Source organism: Stenotrophomonas sp. GD03819, from assembly GCF_029841665.1.
In the GTDB taxonomy this organism is placed as follows: Bacteria; Pseudomonadota; Gammaproteobacteria; order Xanthomonadales; family Xanthomonadaceae; genus Stenotrophomonas; species Stenotrophomonas geniculata.
Window position 1 is genome coordinate 73,481 of record NZ_JAOCEW010000022.1, and the last position, 17,445, is coordinate 90,925.

Genomic DNA, 17,445 nt, shown 5'->3' on the forward strand with positions numbered 1-17,445 from the left:
GCGACAGACGGTTCGTCAGCGCCGCTTGGCACCGGCCGGTGGCACGCCGACCATGCGCAGGCAATCGGCCTGCACGGCTTCGATGAACGCATCGGCATCCTGTGCCGGTGTGGCGATCAGGTCGTCGGTAGCGCCGTGCACGCCGGCGTAGATCAACGAGGCGGTAACCTGCGGCGCCGGAAGCTGCCACAGACCGGCGGCATTGCCCGCTTCGAGGATGCCCAGCAGCTGCTGCTGGATCGCATTGCGTTCGGCGTTGCCGCGCTGGTGGTGATGATGGTTGGCGTACACCACGTCGTGCAGTGCATGGGTGCGCACGTAAAGTTCGATGTTGGCGCGGATCCAGGCGCGCAGGCGTGCTACGCCATCGCCGAGGGGGTGCTGCTGCACGGCCTGGTCGACCGCTTCCATAAACTGCCGCGTGTAGCGCTGCGCCAGCGCCTGCAGGATCTCGGTGCGCGAGGCGAAGTAGGTATAGAAGGTGCCCTTGGCCACATCAGCCGCGGCGACGATGTCGCTGATGGTGGTGGCGTCCACTCCCTTTGACAGGAACAGTGCCTGCGCGGCGTCCATCAGTTCTTCCTGGCGGGTTTCCGCAGGCTTGGTGCGAGGCCTGGCGACAGCTGGGGTCTGCATGGTGGGCAAGGTCCGGGTGCGACGGTGGCCATTCTAGCTGTCCTTCGGTATTGACTGACCGCCGGTCATTGACCGACGGTCAGTCAGTGGCTACGATGCGCGCACGTCCTCCCCCGGGATCCACACATGCAGCGTTTCCAACGTCCGGCCCTGGTGTTGGCCGCCTACCTCGGCACATTCCTCGCCTCGCTGGACATCAGCATCGTCAACGTCGCCCTGCCGACCCTGCAGCAGGCGTTGCACACCGACATGGCCGGCCTGCAATGGGTGATCAACGCCTACGCGATCGCGTTGTCGGCGTTGATGCTGTCGGCGGGGCCGCTTGGGGATCGCTACGGTCATCGGCGGATGTGGCTGCTCAGCGTCGCCACCTTCACGCTGGGGTCCCTGCTGTGCGCTTGTGCCGGCAATCTTGGAACCCTGGTGGCCGGGCGCGCAGTGCAGGGCATCGCGGGCGCATTGTTGATTCCCGCCGCAATGCCGATCCTCAGCCATGCGTTTCCCGATGCGCGCCAACGTGCACGTGCGATCGGTGGCTGGTCCGCGTTCAGTGCGCTGGCCCTGGTGCTTGGCCCGCTGCTGGGCGGCGTGCTCGTGCAGCGCGCCGGATGGCCCAGCATCTTCCTGATCAACCTGCCGTTGGGCCTGCTCGCGCTGGCGCTGGGCGTCTGGGGAATTCCGGAGCGGCGGCATCCGCAGCACGCCGCACTGGACCCCGCCGGGCAGCTGCTCAGCATCGTCGCGCTGGGTGCGCTGAGCTATGGCCTGATCGCGATCGGCGAGCATGGCCTGCTGGCGCCGGTGACCCTGCTGGCGCTGGGCGTCGCAGCCGCCGGACTGATCCTGTTCGGCATCGTTGAACGCCGGGTTGTACGCCCATTGCTGCCGCTGGACCTGTTTGCCGACCGCCGCTTCGGCATGTTCAACCTGGCATCGTTCGTGCTGGGCTTCACTGCCTATGCCAGCCTGTTCTTCCTGTCGCTGTTCTTCCAGCAGGCGCAGGGCCACAGCGCTGCGCAGGCCGGCTCCCAGCTGGCTCCGCAGTTCCTGTTGATGGGGGTCGTCTCGCTGTTGTTCGGTCGTCTGGTCGCCCACCTCGGGCTGCATGCCGCGCTGGTGCTGGGCTACGCCCTGGCGGGAATAGCGCTGTGCGCGATGGCCACGTTCGAACCGGCTACGTCGCGTGCTTTTGCCAGCGCTGTGCTGGTGCTGCTCGGCATTGGCATGGGGCTGGCAGTGCCGGCAACCGGCATGGCGGTCATGGCCAGCGCGCCGGTCGAGCGCGCGGGTATCGCCTCAGCCACGATGAACGCGTTACGCCAGGCAGGCATGAGCCTGGGCATCGCGCTGCTGGGCAGCTTGATGGGCCAGCGCGCCGTGCAGCACTTCGCCGTTTCCGCGCAGGCGGCCGGGCAGCGGGGGCTGGTGGCACAGGCGCGCGAACTGATCCTGCAACCAAGCTCGATGCACGCCACGCCGCAGACACTGGCGTGGTATCGCAGTGCGATGGCCAGTGGTTTCGGCTGGGCGATGGCTGTGGCCGGTGCGCTGGTCCTGCTTGCTGCGCTGGGTCTGTATCGCCAGCGCGCACCGGCCTGACGCGCAGCGTTCAGCCCTGCTGGCGTTGCGGGCCCTCTGCCGTGCGTTCGATCTCGTGTGGCTGCTGTTGCTGCTGTTGCTGCTGGCGCGCATTGGCGTGGCGAGCGTGCCCACCTTCACGACCAATCGTGGCCATATGCTGGCGGTTGCGGCTGATCGCCTCGCCGCCCTTGCGGCCTGCGACACGTGCTTCGGCCGGACTGAATTCATGCGCATTGCCGGAGGCATGTGCGGCACGCCCGCCCTTGGCAGCGATCGCGCGCTGCTTGTCCTGGTCCATTGATGCGAAGCCCCGGTTGGAGCTGCGCGGGTTCTGCTCAGTCATGTGAAATCTCCTGCAGTGTGGACGCCGCCTTCGTAGACGACAGCATCCATGCTTGGCCATCGCACGCTAAGTCCAGGTCGCCATCTTCGCCACAGCTTTCACGCGCCCTGCGCACGGGGCTGATGGCGCAGCCATTCAGGCGGGTGGCGCAACCCGCAAGCGCTTTCGCTCAACCGAGGTCACCGCCGCTGTTGATAGGATGCGCGACAACGCCACTCGCCTGGCCACCACAGGGACGTAGAACATGAACAGGATTGGAGTGATCGCATTGCTGGCCTGTATCGCCCCCGTCCATGCAGCCAGCCCCCTGTTGTCCGGCAGCTTTGTTCACGTCGGCTATTCGGCCACCGACGAACAGCTGCCAGCCGCGCAATTGCCGCTGTTCCTGGATGAGCTGCAGGACCTCGGCAACGACACGATCATCCTCGGTCAGGTGCGTGCCACCCGTGCCGGCGTGGGATGCGCCAGCGGTGTGCAGGATTTCGAATGGATTGCCGGCTTTCCCGGCAAGCTCGGCACCGTGCTCGATGCGGCAGCCGCGCGCGGCATGAAGGTCGTGGTGGGCACCACCTACAGTTCGGGGCAGTGCGCCACCTTCTGGCAGGGCCAGAATGCAACGGCCGTGGCACAGGATGCGGCGCAGTCGCTGGCGCAGCTTGGCCAGCAGTACGGATCGCATCCGGCGTTCGCCGGCTGGTACATCACCGACGAGCCGGCACAGGTGCCGATTGATCGCGCGTCGTTCTATCGCGCGATCGTGACGGCGCTCAAAGGCAGTACACCCTCGCGGCCGGTGATGGTGGCACCCTACCTGGCGTCATCCAGCGTGGATCCGGCCAGCGTGGGCCGGGCTGCTGCACAGTTCCGTACAGCCACCGGCGTGGACGTGCAGATCTGGCAGGACGGCATCGGTGCTGCCTCGCATGCCCGATTGTTCCAGTGGGATCGCGCGGGTCATTCCACCGAGGCGTACTACGAGGCGCTGTCGGCGGCGCTGGGTGCCAGCGGCCTGTGGGCCGACATCGAACTGTTCAACCATGGCAGCCCCTTGTTCCTGGAAACCGGCAACGGGCTGTCCGGTGCCTATCGCTCCGCGTCGGTGCAGCGCATCAACCAGCAGTTGTGGAGTGCGCGTTCGGCCGGCAAGCGCGTTGCCTGGCTCAACCAGTACCACATGTCCGAGGTGGTCGGCCCCGGCCAGGGCTATGGCGAATCGCCGCGGATGATGAACACCTATCGCGGGTTGTATGGCCTCGGTGCGTCCTACAGTGTCGATCCGGTGCAGACCACCTACAGCTACAGCACGGCGCCGGGCGCAAACTATCCCGACAGCACCGGGCATGAACTGTTCGATCGCCGGGTGGGGGATCCGCGCAACCCGATGGATGCCGGCTGGGTGGGCGTGCACGGCAATGTCAGCATCACCATCGACCTCGGCCAGCGCCGGCGGGTGGACTGGATCGGCCTGCACACGATGACCCGCCTGGCCTGGGGCATCGTCACGCCGACGTCGGTGGAGGTGATGTGCGCTGAGCCGGGCTCTGCCGCAACCCGCATCGGCGTGCTGTCGGCGCCATTCACCCAGGCCGGGCTGAGCGGTTCGACCGAAGAGGAATACGTGCTGGGCAATGCCGCGCCGCTGGCCGCGCAGTGCCGCACGCTCGAGCTGCGGTTGGCCAATGGCAGCTGGACCTTCCTCAGTGAAATCGAGATGGCAGCCGAACAGTAGGTGCCTCAGCGCTGGGGTGTGTCGCGCAGTCGCTGCGCGAACGGCCGCTGCTCAAGTGCCTGCAGTGCGTCGCGCAGCACCTGCTCCAACGACTGTCCAAGATCGGCATCGAGGCTGCGCGCCGCGCGAGCCGTGGCCTGCCACTGCGTCTGCAGCGCCGGCAGCGCCTGCAGTGCGCGCGGGCTCAACTGCAGGATGCGCTCACGGCTGTCTTCACCGACCGCAGCGTGCAGCCAACCGTCGCGCACCATCGCTGAAACCGTCTGGCTGAGTGCCGAATGGCTGAGCCCGCAGGCCAGTGCGAGGTCCTTGATGCGGCAGGGGCCCTGTGCCATCAGCGTGCGCAGCACCGGGGTGTAGCGCGGCCGGTAGTCCAGCTTCAGGTCGCGGTAGGCCTGCTCGACCGCCGGGTCGAGCTGGTCGAGCAGGGCCCGCAGCAGCGTTCCCAGGGAGGCATGTTGGAGATCCATGGGGGCGATGATATATAAGCACTTACATATCATCAACGTGGAGTGCGGTCATGGTGGTTTCGTGGATGCTGGGCGCGCTGCTGGCGGCGTCCTGCCCGGCCCAGGACGCGGTGCTGCAGGCGGCGGCCACGGCGATACAGGCGCGGTACCTGGACGTGGCCGAAGGCGCGCGCATTGCCGAGGTGGTGCGTGGCTGGTCCGCCCAGCAGCGCTATGCGGACAGCTGCGCGGACCCCAAGGCGTTCAGCGCACGCCTGAACCAGGACCTGGACGTGTTCGATGGCCACTTCCATGTCGAGCGGGTGGATGCCAGCGCCGGCCAGGATGACTGGCTGATGGCCTGGCGCGCGGATGCACGCAGCAATGGTGCGGGCGTGCGCGAGGTGCGGGTGCTGGAAGGCAACATCGGCTACCTGCGCCTGAGCACCTTCTATCCGCTCGATCTGGCCCGGCCGAAGCTGGCCGCGGCCTTCACCCTGCTGGCCGACACCGATGGGCTGGTGCTCGATCTGCGCCAGAACGGGGGGGGTGATGACGGCAGTGCGGACCTGCTGGTGCGGACCCTGCTGGCGGCGGAGATCACCCAGGTGCAGTCACTGCAACAACGTGGCCAACGCAGTCCGGTACCGTTGCCACCGGCGAGCCTGGGGCTGTACCTGAGGCCGCTGGTGGTGCTGATCGACCGCCGCACCGGCTCGGCCGCCGAATTCGTCGCGTACTCGCTGCAGGCGCAGGGGCGGGCACGTGTCGTTGGGAGTCGAAGTGGCGGCGCGGCACATATGTTCGATGATCCTGTGCTGCTGCCGGATGGCTATCAGATCAGTATTCCCGACCGGCAGCCGATCAACCTTCGTACCGGAACCAACTGGGAACGTACCGGGGTCACGCCTGATGCGGCAGGCGGTGACGATCCGCTGTTCGTCGCCCGGCAGCTGCTGGCCCGATCGGCATCGCCAAAATGAACGCACAATTGCAACCGCGCCCTATCGCAGACGACATGCAGCGTGCCTAGAATCGAAGCATCCCGGTAGTTCCCGGGCGCTTCGAGTGAATGGACTCAATGAAGATTCTGTTGACCGGCAGTTCCGGGCGGATCGGGCGTGCGATCTTCGGCGCGCTGGCGGCGGCCCACGAAGTGGTGGGGCTGGATCGCAGCCCATTTGCCACCACCCGCATCATTGCCGATGTCACCGATCGTCAGGCCGTGACGCGGGCGGTGCAGGGGGTCGATGCGGTGATCCATACCGCCGCCCTGCACGCACCTCATGTCGGCCTGGTGCCGGATGCGGTATTCCAGCAGATCAATGTGGAAGCGACCGCACACCTGTTGCAGGCTGCCCGCGAGGCCGGTGCACGCCGCTTCGTGCTGACCAGCACCACGGCGCTGTATGGCCATGCGGTAGTGGCGGGCGGATGCCGCTGGATCGATGAAGATACCGAGCCGTTGCCGCGCACGATCTACCATCGCAGCAAGCTGCAGGCAGAGGCGTTGGCCGAAGCCGCTGCGGCACCGGGCTTCAGCGTGCGCGTGCTGCGCATGGCCCGCTGCTTCCCCGAGCCACCGGAGCGGATGGCGATGTTCCGCCTGCACCGCGGCATCGACGCGCGCGACGTGGCCAGTGCACATGCCGCGCTGCTGCACGATGAGGGCGCTGCCTTCGCACGCTATATTGCCTGCGCACCGACACCGTTCCTGCGCGAGGATTGCCTGGAACTGGCGACCCAGCCCCGCCGGGTGCTGGCCCGCCGCGCCCCGCTGCTGCTGGCCGAGTTCGAGCGCCGCGGCTGGCCGCTGCCGTTGAGCATCGACCGCGTCTACGACAGTGCACTGATGCGCAGCACACTGGGCTGGCAGCCGCGCTTCGGCCCGGACGACGTGCTGCAGCAGTACGCGGCTGGCAGCATCGAGGTGTTGCCTCGGGCGCAGTGGATCAAGGATCGGGTTGCCGAATAGGACGGAACGGGGCGGGTTCCTGACCCGACCCTGAGCAGATTCAGGAATGTGCAGGCGGAGCGCCTCAACCTCGTTCGCAGGCGGCCGCTAACCCGGTGCGCTTCCTGCGCCGGGCGGGTCCCGGCGGCCGGTGGCCTGCGCGACGGATCGCGCACCTGCGCGGTGCCCTCGCGGTGCCGGTCGTCCTGAACTGCCTTGCGGACCCTTCCATGCATTCTCCCCGTTCCGCCGCTGCCCGCCGCCCGGGCAGCATCGCCCACAAGCTGATGCTGGGCACCGCTGCGATCGCGCTGCTGTGCTTCGGCCTGACCGCGTTCCTGATCTACCGCCAGGCCAGCGCCAGCCTGATCGATGCCTCGCGCCAGACCATGGCCAGCGAAGCCACCGCCGAAGCCCGCCAGGTCGCGGCGGATCTGGGCACCGCCTTTGCAAGCAACGACGCCATGGTCGAGGCCGTGCTCGCCCAGCGTGCGCGGGGTGACGCGCCTGATCGCGCCAGCCTGGCGGCCGTGCTGGGCGAGCAGCTGCGCAGCCATCCAGAATGGCTGGGCAAGAGCACCATGTGGGAAGCCGACGCCTTCGATGGCAAGGATGCCGAGTTCGCCAATGCCGAGATGCACGATGCCAGTGGCCGCTACATGAGCTACTGGGCCTGGCATGACGGCAAGCCACAGCAGTCGACCATGACCGACTACACCGAAGCCGCTGACGGCTCGGCCGACTGGTACGTGGTGCCCAGCCGCGACAAGCTGCCCAAGGTCAGTGAACCTTATGCCTACGACATCGCCGGCCAGCAGGTGCTGATGAGCACGCTGAGCACGCCGATCATCGAAAACGGCACGTTCCTCGGTGTGTTTACCGTGGACTTCTCGCTGGCGGCGCTGCAGAAGCACCTGGCCACGCTGAAGCCGATGGGCGCCGGGCGCGTTGAACTGCTCTCGCCGAACGGCGTGGTGCTGGCGTCGGCGAACGCCGCCGAGATCGGCAAGCCGCGCAACGACGCATTGACCCGCAGCATGCTGGCCGACATCGCCGCCGACCGCCGGTTCGAAGACTTCACTCCGGATGCGGCAGGCAATGTGCGCGTGTACGTGCCGCTGCGCGTGGGCGATGCGCCGCAGCGCTTCGCGCTGGGCGTGGTGATGCCACACGCGGTGATCGTGGCCGAGGCGCGCCAGCTGCTGTGGCTGACCCTGCTGGTTGGCGTGGTAGCCGCGCTGACGCTGAGTGTGGGTGTCTATGTGCTGCTGCGCCGGTTGGCGATCCGCCCACTGGCCGAAGCCGTGCGTGTGGCCGGCGACGTCGCCGCAGGCAAGCTGGACAGCACCCTGCCGGCACGCAGCAACGACGAAGTGGGCCGCCTGCTGGATGCGATGCAGGGCATGCGGGGTCAGCTGCAGTCGGTGATGGCGGCGCAGGCGGAGATGGCGCGTCGCCATGACGCCGGCGAAATCAGCTACCGCATGGACGCCGCGGCGTTCCCGGGCGAGTACGGCCGGATGGTGGCCGACAGCAACCAGCTGGTGGCCTCCAGCAACGCCGTCACCCAGCGTCTGGTCGACGTGATGCAGCGTTATGCGGTCGGTGACCTGAGCGTGGACATGGAAGCGCTGCCGGGCGAGAAGGCGGTGTTCACCGCTGCGATGGCCACCACCAAGAGCAACCTGGCGGCGATCAACGATCAGATCCAGCAGCTGGCCGCCGCCGCCGCCGCCGGCGACTTCGCGGTGCGCGGCGACACGCTGCGCTTCGACCACGACTTCCGCCGCATGGTGGAAACCCTCAACACCATGATGCAGGTCAGCGACCACAACCTGGCCGAGCTGTCGACGCTGCTGCGCGCGATCGCCGCAGGCGATCTCAGCGCGCGCATGCACGGCGACTTCCACGGTGTGTTCGCGGTGATGCGCGACGATGCCAACAGCACCGTGCAGCAGCTGACCCAGATCGTCGGCCAGATCCAGCAGTCGGCGGCCAGCATCCGCCTGGCGGCGGGTGAGATTGCCGCGGGCAACAGTGACCTGTCGCGCCGTACCGAGCAGCAGGCAGCGAACCTGGAAGAGACCGCGGCCTCGATGGAGGAGCTGACCTCCACGGTGCGCCAGAATGCCGACCACGCGCTGCAGGCCAACACCCTGGCCGGCTCCGCAGCGGGTGTGGCCAGCGAAGGCGGGCAGGTGGTCAGCCAGGTGGTGCAGACCATGGAGCAGATCGAGGCCTCGTCGCAGCGCATTGCGGAGATCATTTCGGTGATCGACGGCATCGCGTTCCAGACCAACATCCTGGCGCTGAACGCGGCGGTGGAAGCGGCGCGTGCCGGCGAACAGGGGCGTGGATTCGCCGTGGTCGCCAGCGAAGTGCGCGCGCTGGCCCAGCGCTCGGCAGGTGCGGCGAAGGAGATCAAGGAGCTGATCGACGCCTCGGTGGCGCAGGTCGGTGCCGGTGCGCAGCTGGTGCACGGCGCGGGCCGCACCATGCAGGAAATCGTCGGCCAGGTCGGTCGAGTGAACGAGATCATGGCCGAGATCTCGGCGGCCTCTCGCGAGCAGTCGGCGGGCATCGAGCAGGTCAACCAGACCGTGGTGCAGATGGACGAGACCACCCAGCAGAACGCCGCGCTGGTGGAGGAAGCCAGTGCCGCCGCGCGTGCGATGGAAGAACAGGCCGAGCAGCTGGCGGTGGCGGTCTCGCGCTTCCGCCTGCAGGCCGAGCCGGTGGCCACGGCTCGCCGCGCGGCCTGATCCCGCAAACGAAGACGCCCGGCGGGGGCCGGGCGTCGATTGCATCCTTGCCGCGCATCCCTGCGCAGTTCTGAGGGCTCAGAACATGCCTTCAAACGGGTTCCAGCTGGTGCGTCCTTCCACCTTCTCCAGGTAGTAGCTGTAGTTGGTGCTGGAGGCGACGAGCAGGTTCATGGCGATGAACAGCATGCGCCCCACCACGTCCGGAAGGAACATGGTGATGATGGCGAGCACGATGTTGATGCCGATCAACACCAGTGCCTTGCGCCACATGCCCAGGATCAACAGGTAGATGGCGCCGAAGAACAACGCAAAGAAGTTCAGGTTGATCTTCAGGCGGTCACCGAAGGACAGCGCCTTCCAGGCCTGCTTGAAGCCGGGATTCTTGGGGGCGCCGTGCTGGCGGAAGAAGTTGAAGCGGAACTGCCACTTCGGGCTGAACTGGGACAGGTCAGTGGTATTCATGGGAAACATCCCTGTTGGAAAACGTTTTCATGATAGGACAAGTCCTATTCAGGATCCAAGCTTCGGCGTCAAAAATGTGACGCCCGCCTTGTTCCTTGTGGTGCGGCGGGGCGCCGCACCGTCACCCATCCGCCTTGTTTTTAGGATAGGGTGCGCAGTTCCGCTGCTGCCCCAGCTGAACCCGGGTGGCGGCGGGATGTCCATGGAGGTTGCATGACCACACCTGCTACACCGGAAAACGCACCGGGACCGGTGCTCCTGCCGACACCTGAAGTGGTGCAGGCTCAACAACTGCTCGCACGCCAGCAACTGGCGGTAGCGATGGACCGTGCACGCACGGCCGCTACACAGAACGCGGCCGCGGCCGCGCTGGAAAGCGAGTAATCCGCAACACCGCCGATCGCGCTGGCGTGCTGCCAGCGCGATCGCGGCGCGCGCCGCCGGTCAGAACCGCGCGGTCATGCTCATGAAGTAGCTGCGCCCGGCCACGAAGTAGTCGGTGGAGCCTTCGGCATACAGCTTCTTGTCGGCCAGGTTGCTGACGCCGCCACGCAGGGTCAGTACCTCGTTGACGTTCCAGGCCGCGGTCAGGTCATACAACGTGTAGGCCTTGAGGAAGGTCGTCGCCGTGCCGGTCTGCTTGCCGGTGTACTGCGCCGACAGGCTGCTGGAAAACACCGTACTGGGCGTCCAGTCCAGCGACGAATAGCCAGAGAATTCCGGAGTATCGATCAGGTTGCGGCCGGTGGTCAGGTTCTTGGCTTCCTTCATCCAGGTCGCCGAGGTGCGCCAGCGCCAGTGCTCGCCGAAGCGGAAATTGAGGTTGCCTTCCATGCCGCTGGTGCGTGCGCGCTGCACGTTGCTCATGCGCGTCCACCAGATGCCGTTGAACCTGCCCAGCGGTGCGTACTCGATCTTGTTCCTGAAGTCGGTATGGAAGTAGGTCAGGCCCGCATCGACCAGGTCGTTGTCGAAGCTGATGCCGATCTCGCGGTTGGTGCTGGTTTCCGGGTCCAGGTCCGGGTTGCCGGCCATGTAGCAGCCGCCGCGGGTATAGCCCAGCGGGATCAGCGAGGTGCAGCCTCGGCCGCCGGACTGGGTGGCGGCGGTGGCCGAATTCTCGGTCAGGCTGGGTGCGCGGAAGCCTTTGGAAACGCCACCGCGGATGGTCCATTGCTCGGCCGGATGCCAGACCAGGTAGGCACGCGGGCTGACGTGGCCGCCGAACTTCTCATGGTGATCCAGACGTGCGCCGAGGGTCAGCGCCAAGGTGCGGTGCAGCTTCAGTTCGTCTTCGACGAACAGGGCCCAGGTATCCACTTCCAGATCGGAGCCGCTGACGGCATTGCCGGCATAGTCGATCGGCGCGCGGCCGATGGTGTCGGTGTTGGTCAGTTCCTGGCGCTTCCATTGGCCGCCCACGGCGAACTGGTGTTCAACCCCCAGGGTGAAGGGCGTGGTCAGGCTGCCCTCGATGATCGTATCGGTGGCTTCGGAGCGGCCTGTGGCACCGATGTCGTTCTTGTACTCGGTCCAGTACGCACTGATCTTCGAGTTGCCGAAGCTCCACTTGCCGTCGTGGTTGAGCGCCAGCGAACTGCGCTTGAGTTCGCTGGCACCCCAGGCGCCTTCGTCCTGCTTCTCCAGAGAGGCATCGATGAAGGCCTGCTGCACGCCATGGCCGGCTTCCAGCGACAGTTCCTGCGCATCGCTGAGCTTCCACTGCAGCAGCGCGTCGACGTTGCGGTCCTTCTCGCCGGCGTAGGCGTTGCCGTAGACACCGCCGTTGGAGCGGTCCGAGTCGCGGCGCATGCTGTTGGCACCGATACGCAGGCCGAAGCGTTCGCCGAGCGGGCCGGAGAAGGTCGCACCGATCTGCTGGGTATCACCGCGCTTGTCATCGCCGGGGCGGGTATAGCTGTGCGTTGCGCTGCCGCTCCAGTCATCGCCGATGCGCCGGGTGATGATGTTGATCACGCCGCCCATGGCGTCGGAGCCGTACAGCGACGACATCGGTCCGCGCACCACTTCGATGCGCTCGATCTGGTCGGGCGAGATCCAGTTCAGATCCTGGCGGCCGAGGTCGGGGCGGTAGTTGGTCGAGGCCGAGCTGCCCATGCGCTTGCCGTCCACCAGCACCAGCGTGTAATTGGACGGCATGCCGCGCAGCTTGATCTTGGACTGCTCGCCGACCGCACTGAGGCCACCGGTCACGCCCGGCACGCGGCTGAGCAGGGTGGCCAGGTCGTGCACCGGCTGGCGCTCGATGTCCTCGCGGCTGATCACGCTGATGCTGGCCGGCGCATCCTTGATCCATTGCTGGTTGCCCGAGGCGGTGACCACCACGGTATCCAGATCCTTGGTGGAGGCATCGGCGCTGGCCTCGGCGGCGGCCAGGCCGGGCAGGGCCAGCAGGCAGGCGGTGGCCAGGGCACTGGCCAGGCGGGTGCGCGGCAGGCGCGCGGAACGGGAACGGAACAGCTGGGACATGACGGCTTCCATCGGATGAGGGGGACCGGATGGAAGCAACGGGCGCAAGCAGACAAGCAGGCAGGCCCCCCTTCCATGGGTCGTTGGGCGCGCGGCTCGAACCGGCGCAGCTGGGTGGGTCTCGGCCGTGCGGAAGACGGTGACCTGCCTGGTTAATGAAATGATAACCGTTCGCGTTTGTTACGATCCAGTACCTGGGGCGACCAAGTGACATCCGTACCCACGCCCCGGCACTCGCCTGCTGTTTGCTGAATGGGGATAAATCCCGGCGTAGACCTTCGCACTCGGCTTACATCCGGCGCCCTAGACTGAGCCGCATTTTCGATTCCGCCCCGTTGGAGATCGTGTGGGTTCCGGTAGTGACAGACAGCGACTGCGTGGCGTGAGGCCGACGCAGCCAGGACAAGTGCGGGCGCCGGGAAAGCGCGCCGGGAACCTTGGTGCATGCAGCCCGGCCGGGATGGCCGGCCGTGCCGACTGCGCGGAGTAGGCGGCAATGGGGGGGCAGACCATCCATGCGGAAGCAGATACGTCCCGGCGTGATGCCGGCTGGACGCTGCTGCCGGCCGAATCGCCGTTGCAGATGCCCGAGCAGACCCTGCGCGAAGGCCAACTGAAGGTTCGCCGCCACCGCACCTCGCCGCGACTGATCGGCCTGCGCCGGTTCTACATCTTCGGCGGCACGCTGGCGATGACCGCCATCGCCACCCGGATGATGTGGCGGGTGCTGTCGGCCAATGGCATCAGCGTGCTCGAAGCCTGCCTGCTGGTCCTGTTTGTCGGCCTGTTTGCCTGGATCGCGCTGTCTTTCGCCAGTGCAGTGGCCGGCTTCCTGACTGCCGTGTTCGACCGGGGTTACCGCCTCGGCATCGACCCGGACAAGCCGCTGCCGGCGGTGCACAGCCGCACCGCGCTGCTGATGCCGACCTACAACGAAGACCCGCGCCGGCTGCTGGCCGGCCTGCAGGCGATCTACGAGTCGGTGGCCGCCACCGGCCAGCTCGACCGGTTCGACTTCTTTGTGCTCAGTGATACCCGCCGCGAAGACATCGCACGGGCCGAGGAGCAGGTGTTCGCCGAACTGCGCGAGCGCGTGACCGATGGCCAGGCGCGGCTGTTCTACCGCCGCCGTGGCGACAACAGCGGGCGCAAGGCCGGCAACATCGCCGACTGGGTCCGTCGCTTCGGCGGCGCCTACCCGCAGATGCTGATCCTCGACGCCGACAGCCTGATGACCGGCGACAGCATCGTGCGCCTGGTCGCGGGCATGGAACACAACGCCGATGTCGGCCTGATCCAGACCCTGCCGTCGGTGATCGGTGGGCGCACCCTGTTCGCGCGCATGCAGCAGTTCGGCGGCCGCGTGTACGGTCCGGTGATCGCCCGCGGTGTGGCCTGGTGGCATGGTGCCGAGAGCAATTACTGGGGGCACAACGCCATCATCCGCACCCGCGCCTTTGCCGATCAGGCCGGGCTGCTGGCGCTGCCGGGGCGCAAGCCGTTCGGTGGCCACGTCCTCAGCCATGACTTCGTCGAAGCGGCGCTGATGCGTCGGGGCGGCTGGGCCGCGCACATGGTGCCGTACCTGGGGGGCAGCTATGAAGAAGGTCCGCCGACGCTGACCGATCTGCTGGTGCGCGACCGCCGCTGGTGCCAGGGCAACCTGCAGCACGGCAAGGTGGTCGGCAGCCGCGGCCTGCACTGGATCAGCCGCATGCACATGCTGATCGGCATCGGTCATTACTTCACCGCGCCGATGTGGGCGATGCTGATGCTGATCGGCATCGCCATCCCGTTGTTCCAGGAAGGCATCGATTTCAACGCCCTGCTGCACCTGTCACCCAGCGTGTACTGGCGGGCCCAGGACGAGGAACAGGTGGTGCGCCTGTTCGCGGCGACCATGGCGGTGCTGCTGCTGCCCAAGGTGCTGGGTTACCTGGCGATGCTGCTGGACCCGGTCGACCGCCGCGGGTGTGGCGGCGCGCTGCGCGCGTTCGTCTCGATGCTGGTGGAAACCGTATTGGCGGCACTGATGGCACCGGTGGTGATGTACGTGCAGTCGCGCGGCGTGGCGGAAGTGCTGTCCGGCCGCGATTCCGGCTGGGACGCACAGCAGCGCGACGATGGCGGCATCTCGTGGTTGGCGCTGATCCGCGGCTACGGCGGCCTGGGCGTGTTCGGTGCCTTCATGGGCGTGCTGGCCTGGGCGGTATCGCCCTCGCTGGCGGCGTGGATGGCGCCGGTGGTGATCGGCATGGTGCTGGCGGTACCGGTGGTGGCGCTGACGTCTTCGCGCGGCCCGGGTGCCTTCCTGCATCGGCTCGGCCTGCTCGATATTCCTGAGGAGAACATCCCGCCGACCGTGCTGGTACGCGCCGCGCAGCTGCGACGGGAAGCCGCCGAACAACCGCCGCTGTACTGATCGTCCCGCGGCAGCGGCATAATGCGGCTCGAACTTGAAGGAGCCGCATCATGCTGCAAACGGTGGAACAGGAAACCGGCGCCTCGCCGCAGTGGTCGGTGATCTGGCTGCACGGCCTCGGCGCCGACGGCCACGACTTCGCACCGATCGTGCCGGAGCTGGTGCGTCCGCATTGGCCGGCGCTGCGCTTCGTGTTCCCGCATGCACCGGTGCGGCCGATCACGATCAACAACGGCGTGCCGATGCGTGGCTGGTACGACATCGTCGGCATGGATTTCCGTTCGCGCGCCGACATGGCCGGCGTGCAGGAATCGGTGGTGCAGCTGGATGCGCTGATTGCGCGGGAGGTCGAGCGCGGCATCGCGCCGGAGAAGATCTTCCTGGCCGGCTTCTCGCAGGGGGGCGCGATCATCCTGACCGCCGCGCTGTCACGCACCGCGCCACTGGCTGGCCTGATCGCACTGTCCACCTACCTGCCGGAAGCCGAGAGCGCCAAGCGCGTTGACGGAGCGGTGCAGGTGCCGGTGTTCATGGCCCATGGCAGCAGCGACCCGGTGATTCCGCAGACGGTGGCCGTACACAGCGCGCAGGCCCTGCAGGCGCTGGGCCTGGAGGTGGAATGGCACAGCTACCCGATGGCCCACCAGGTCTGCGCCGAAGAGATCCAGGCGCTGGGTGACTGGTTGCAGGAACACCTGGGCGCTGCCTGAGCCATGTCACCGGCCAGCGCCCCGCCCTGGATGCCGGAACTGTGCCGCCTGCCGCGGCTGGCGGCGATGCTCGGCCTGGCCGAACTGGTGGTGGTAGTGCTGGCCCTGGCCCCGGATGGCAGCCGCCACTGGACCGTGGGCGAACTGCTGTCGGCCAGTGGTTTCGCGCTGTGGCTGGCGCTGGCCGTAACGGCCAGCCTGTGCCTGCTGCGGAACGCGTTGTCGAGGTTGCCACAGGTCTTGGGGGCGGTCTCGGCCATCGCACTGGCGACGCTGATCGCGGTGGTCTGCGCGGGCATCGTGCATGCCCTGTACGCGGTGCTTGGCGACAACTTCGCCCGCGGCATCAGCTTCTGGCGCTTCACGCTGGGCAGCGCCGCGACGACGGCGCTGATCACGGCGTTGGCCCTGCGCTACTTCTATGTGAGTGATCGCTGGGCCGCGCAGGTACAGGCCAACGCACGCGCACAGGCCGACGCGCTGCAGGCGCGGATCCGCCCGCATTTCCTGTTCAACAGCATGAACCTGATCGCCAGCCTGCTGCATCGCGACCCGGTGGTGGCCGAGCGGGCGGTGCTGGACCTGTCCGATCTGTTCCGTGCCGCGCTGGGGGCGGGCGAGGGCGATTCCACCCTGCGTGACGAATGCGAGCTGGCCGAGCGCTATCTGTCGATCGAATCACTTCGACTGGGCGAGCGCCTGCAGGTGCGCTGGCAACGCGACGAGCCACTGCCCTGGGATCTTCCCCTGCCTCGCCTGGTACTGCAGCCGCTGGTGGAGAACGCCGTGCTGCATGGCATCTCGCGGCTGCCCGAGGGTGGGACCATCGAGCTGCAGCTGGCGCGCGAGGGCAATGAGCTGCAGATCCGCGTGCGTAATCCGGCGCCCGATCCGCAGGCCCCCGGGCTGGCCCTGGCGCGCGGTGCCGGCCATGCCCAGCACAGCATCGGCCATCGGCTGGCCTGGCGCTTCGGCAGCGCCGCGCGGATGACGGCTGGCTGGAGCGAGGGCTACTATGCCTGCCAGGTGACAGTGCCGATCCAGTGAGGGAGCGATCGTGAGGGTAGTCATCGCCGATGACGAACCGCTGGCGCGCGAGCGCCTGCGCAGCCTGTTGGCCGCGCAGGACGGCGTGGATGTGGTGGCCGAGGCCGGCAACGGCGAGCAGGCCTTGCACGCGTGCGCGGAGCTGCAGCCGGACCTGGTCCTGCTGGATATCGCCATGCCCGGGCTGGATGGGCTGGAAGCGGCCCGCCACCTGGCCAGCTTCGAGCCACGCCCGGCGGTGGTGTTCTGCACTGCCTACGACGCGCATGCACTGTCGGCCTTCGAAGCGGCAGCGATCGATTACCTGATGAAGCCGGTGCGTGCCGAGCGCCTGGCTGCAGCGATCGCACGCGCACGCACGTTCCTGGCTGGCCGCGACGGCCAGCCGCAGGACCACCGCGGGCAGCAGGCCCGCAGCATGCTGTGCGCGCGCCTGCGCGGCAGCCTGCGCCTGATTCCGCTGGACGACATCCACTACCTGCAGGCCGAGGAGAAGTACGTGGTGGTGCACCACGCACGCGGCGAAGACCTGATCGAGGAGTCGCTGAAGTCGCTGGAGGAGGAGTTCGCCAGCCGCTTCATCCGCATCCATCGCAACTGCCTGGTGGCACGCCATGAGCTGGTGGAGCTGCGTCGAGGCACGGGCGGCCAGGTGCAGGCGATGCTGCGCCATGGCAAGCAGCCGCTGGAAGTCAGCCGCCGCTGCGTGGCGACGTTGAAGCAGGAATTGCGGCATCTGTGAGTGTTCCGCGCGGCCGGCGGCCGCGACTGCTGTGAAATCAACAGCAACTGCAACTGCAACAGCGGGTTGTCGGCTCTGTGCTGTTGCGTGTTGGGTGAGGCGGGATGGGCGGGCG

General features: G+C 67.3%; 15 protein-coding genes. 10 read left to right on the plus strand and 5 right to left on the minus strand.

Features of this window, described 5'->3' with window-relative positions; genetic code table 11:
• Positions 1 to 15: 15 nt before the first annotated feature.
• Positions 16 to 636, minus strand: a complete 621-nt coding sequence (locus N5D45_RS14395) for a TetR/AcrR family transcriptional regulator (RefSeq protein ID WP_279939195.1) — start codon at positions 634 to 636, stop codon at positions 16 to 18.
• Positions 637 to 762: 126 nt separating this feature from the next.
• Here N5D45_RS14395 and N5D45_RS14400 point away from each other — a divergent pair, with 126 nt between their 5' ends.
• Positions 763 to 2,235 carry an MFS transporter gene (locus tag N5D45_RS14400; RefSeq protein WP_191863068.1) on the plus strand — a complete coding sequence of 491 codons (1,473 nt, stop codon included), beginning with the start codon at positions 763 to 765 and terminating at the stop codon, positions 2,233 to 2,235.
• A gap of 10 nt (positions 2,236 to 2,245) precedes the next feature.
• On the opposite strand, the gene N5D45_RS14405 is transcribed toward N5D45_RS14400, so the two are convergent.
• On the minus strand, positions 2,246 to 2,560 hold the full coding sequence (locus N5D45_RS14405; protein ID WP_071305900.1) for a KGG domain-containing protein: 315 nt from the start codon (positions 2,558 to 2,560) through the stop codon (positions 2,246 to 2,248).
• Positions 2,561 to 2,804: 244 nt separating this feature from the next.
• Here N5D45_RS14405 and N5D45_RS14410 point away from each other — a divergent pair, with 244 nt between their 5' ends.
• Positions 2,805 to 4,289 (plus strand): DUF4434 domain-containing protein, encoded by a 1,485-nt coding sequence (locus tag N5D45_RS14410; protein ID WP_279939199.1) that lies wholly within the window; start codon positions 2,805 to 2,807, stop codon positions 4,287 to 4,289.
• A gap of 5 nt (positions 4,290 to 4,294) precedes the next feature.
• On the opposite strand, the gene N5D45_RS14415 is transcribed toward N5D45_RS14410, so the two are convergent.
• Positions 4,295 to 4,759: a MarR family transcriptional regulator gene (locus N5D45_RS14415; protein ID WP_049452889.1), complete on the minus strand. Its 465-nt coding sequence runs from the start codon at positions 4,757 to 4,759 to the stop codon at positions 4,295 to 4,297.
• Between the two features lie 50 nt (positions 4,760 to 4,809).
• Here N5D45_RS14415 and N5D45_RS14420 point away from each other — a divergent pair, with 50 nt between their 5' ends.
• From N5D45_RS14420 to N5D45_RS14430, 3 genes are all read left to right on the plus strand, one after another.
• On the plus strand, positions 4,810 to 5,721 hold the full coding sequence (locus N5D45_RS14420) for a S41 family peptidase (RefSeq protein WP_279939201.1): 912 nt from the start codon (positions 4,810 to 4,812) through the stop codon (positions 5,719 to 5,721).
• A 98-nt stretch (positions 5,722 to 5,819) separates the two neighbouring features.
• Complete coding sequence (locus N5D45_RS14425; protein ID WP_049480185.1) at positions 5,820 to 6,713, plus strand: NAD(P)-dependent oxidoreductase; 894 nt, start codon at positions 5,820 to 5,822, stop codon at positions 6,711 to 6,713.
• Between the two features lie 209 nt (positions 6,714 to 6,922).
• On the plus strand, positions 6,923 to 9,454 hold the full coding sequence (locus tag N5D45_RS14430) for a methyl-accepting chemotaxis protein (protein WP_279939203.1): 2,532 nt from the start codon (positions 6,923 to 6,925) through the stop codon (positions 9,452 to 9,454).
• 78 nt (positions 9,455 to 9,532) lie between these two features.
• Here N5D45_RS14430 and N5D45_RS14435 read toward each other — a convergent pair whose 3' ends face one another.
• On the minus strand, positions 9,533 to 9,919 hold the full coding sequence (locus N5D45_RS14435) for a DUF2628 domain-containing protein (protein WP_010481288.1): 387 nt from the start codon (positions 9,917 to 9,919) through the stop codon (positions 9,533 to 9,535).
• Positions 9,920 to 10,132: 213 nt separating this feature from the next.
• Between N5D45_RS14435 and N5D45_RS14440 the strand changes: the two genes are divergently transcribed.
• Positions 10,133 to 10,303 (plus strand): hypothetical protein, encoded by a 171-nt coding sequence (locus N5D45_RS14440; RefSeq protein WP_167345305.1) that lies wholly within the window; start codon positions 10,133 to 10,135, stop codon positions 10,301 to 10,303.
• Positions 10,304 to 10,363: 60 nt separating this feature from the next.
• Here the strand turns inward: N5D45_RS14440 and N5D45_RS14445 are convergent, their stop codons facing one another.
• Complete coding sequence (locus tag N5D45_RS14445; RefSeq protein WP_241873362.1) at positions 10,364 to 12,409, minus strand: TonB-dependent receptor; 2,046 nt, start codon at positions 12,407 to 12,409, stop codon at positions 10,364 to 10,366.
• 496 nt (positions 12,410 to 12,905) lie between these two features.
• On the opposite strand from N5D45_RS14445, the gene mdoH reads away from it, so the two are divergent.
• Genes mdoH through N5D45_RS14465 form a run of 4 tightly spaced genes read left to right on the plus strand, consistent with a single transcriptional unit; the run spans position 12,906 to position 17,330 of the window.
• Complete coding sequence (gene mdoH, locus N5D45_RS14450) at positions 12,906 to 14,831, plus strand: glucans biosynthesis glucosyltransferase MdoH (protein WP_279939204.1); 1,926 nt, start codon at positions 12,906 to 12,908, stop codon at positions 14,829 to 14,831.
• A gap of 50 nt (positions 14,832 to 14,881) precedes the next feature.
• On the plus strand, positions 14,882 to 15,541 hold the full coding sequence (locus N5D45_RS14455; RefSeq protein ID WP_279939205.1) for an alpha/beta hydrolase: 660 nt from the start codon (positions 14,882 to 14,884) through the stop codon (positions 15,539 to 15,541).
• A 3-nt stretch (positions 15,542 to 15,544) separates the two neighbouring features.
• Positions 15,545 to 16,588, plus strand: a complete 1,044-nt coding sequence (locus tag N5D45_RS14460) for a sensor histidine kinase (protein WP_053443558.1) — start codon at positions 15,545 to 15,547, stop codon at positions 16,586 to 16,588.
• A gap of 10 nt (positions 16,589 to 16,598) precedes the next feature.
• A complete protein-coding gene (locus N5D45_RS14465) occupies positions 16,599 to 17,330 on the plus strand; it encodes a LytTR family DNA-binding domain-containing protein (RefSeq protein ID WP_010481294.1) in 732 nt (243 codons plus the stop codon).
• Positions 17,331 to 17,445: the final 115 nt, after the last annotated feature.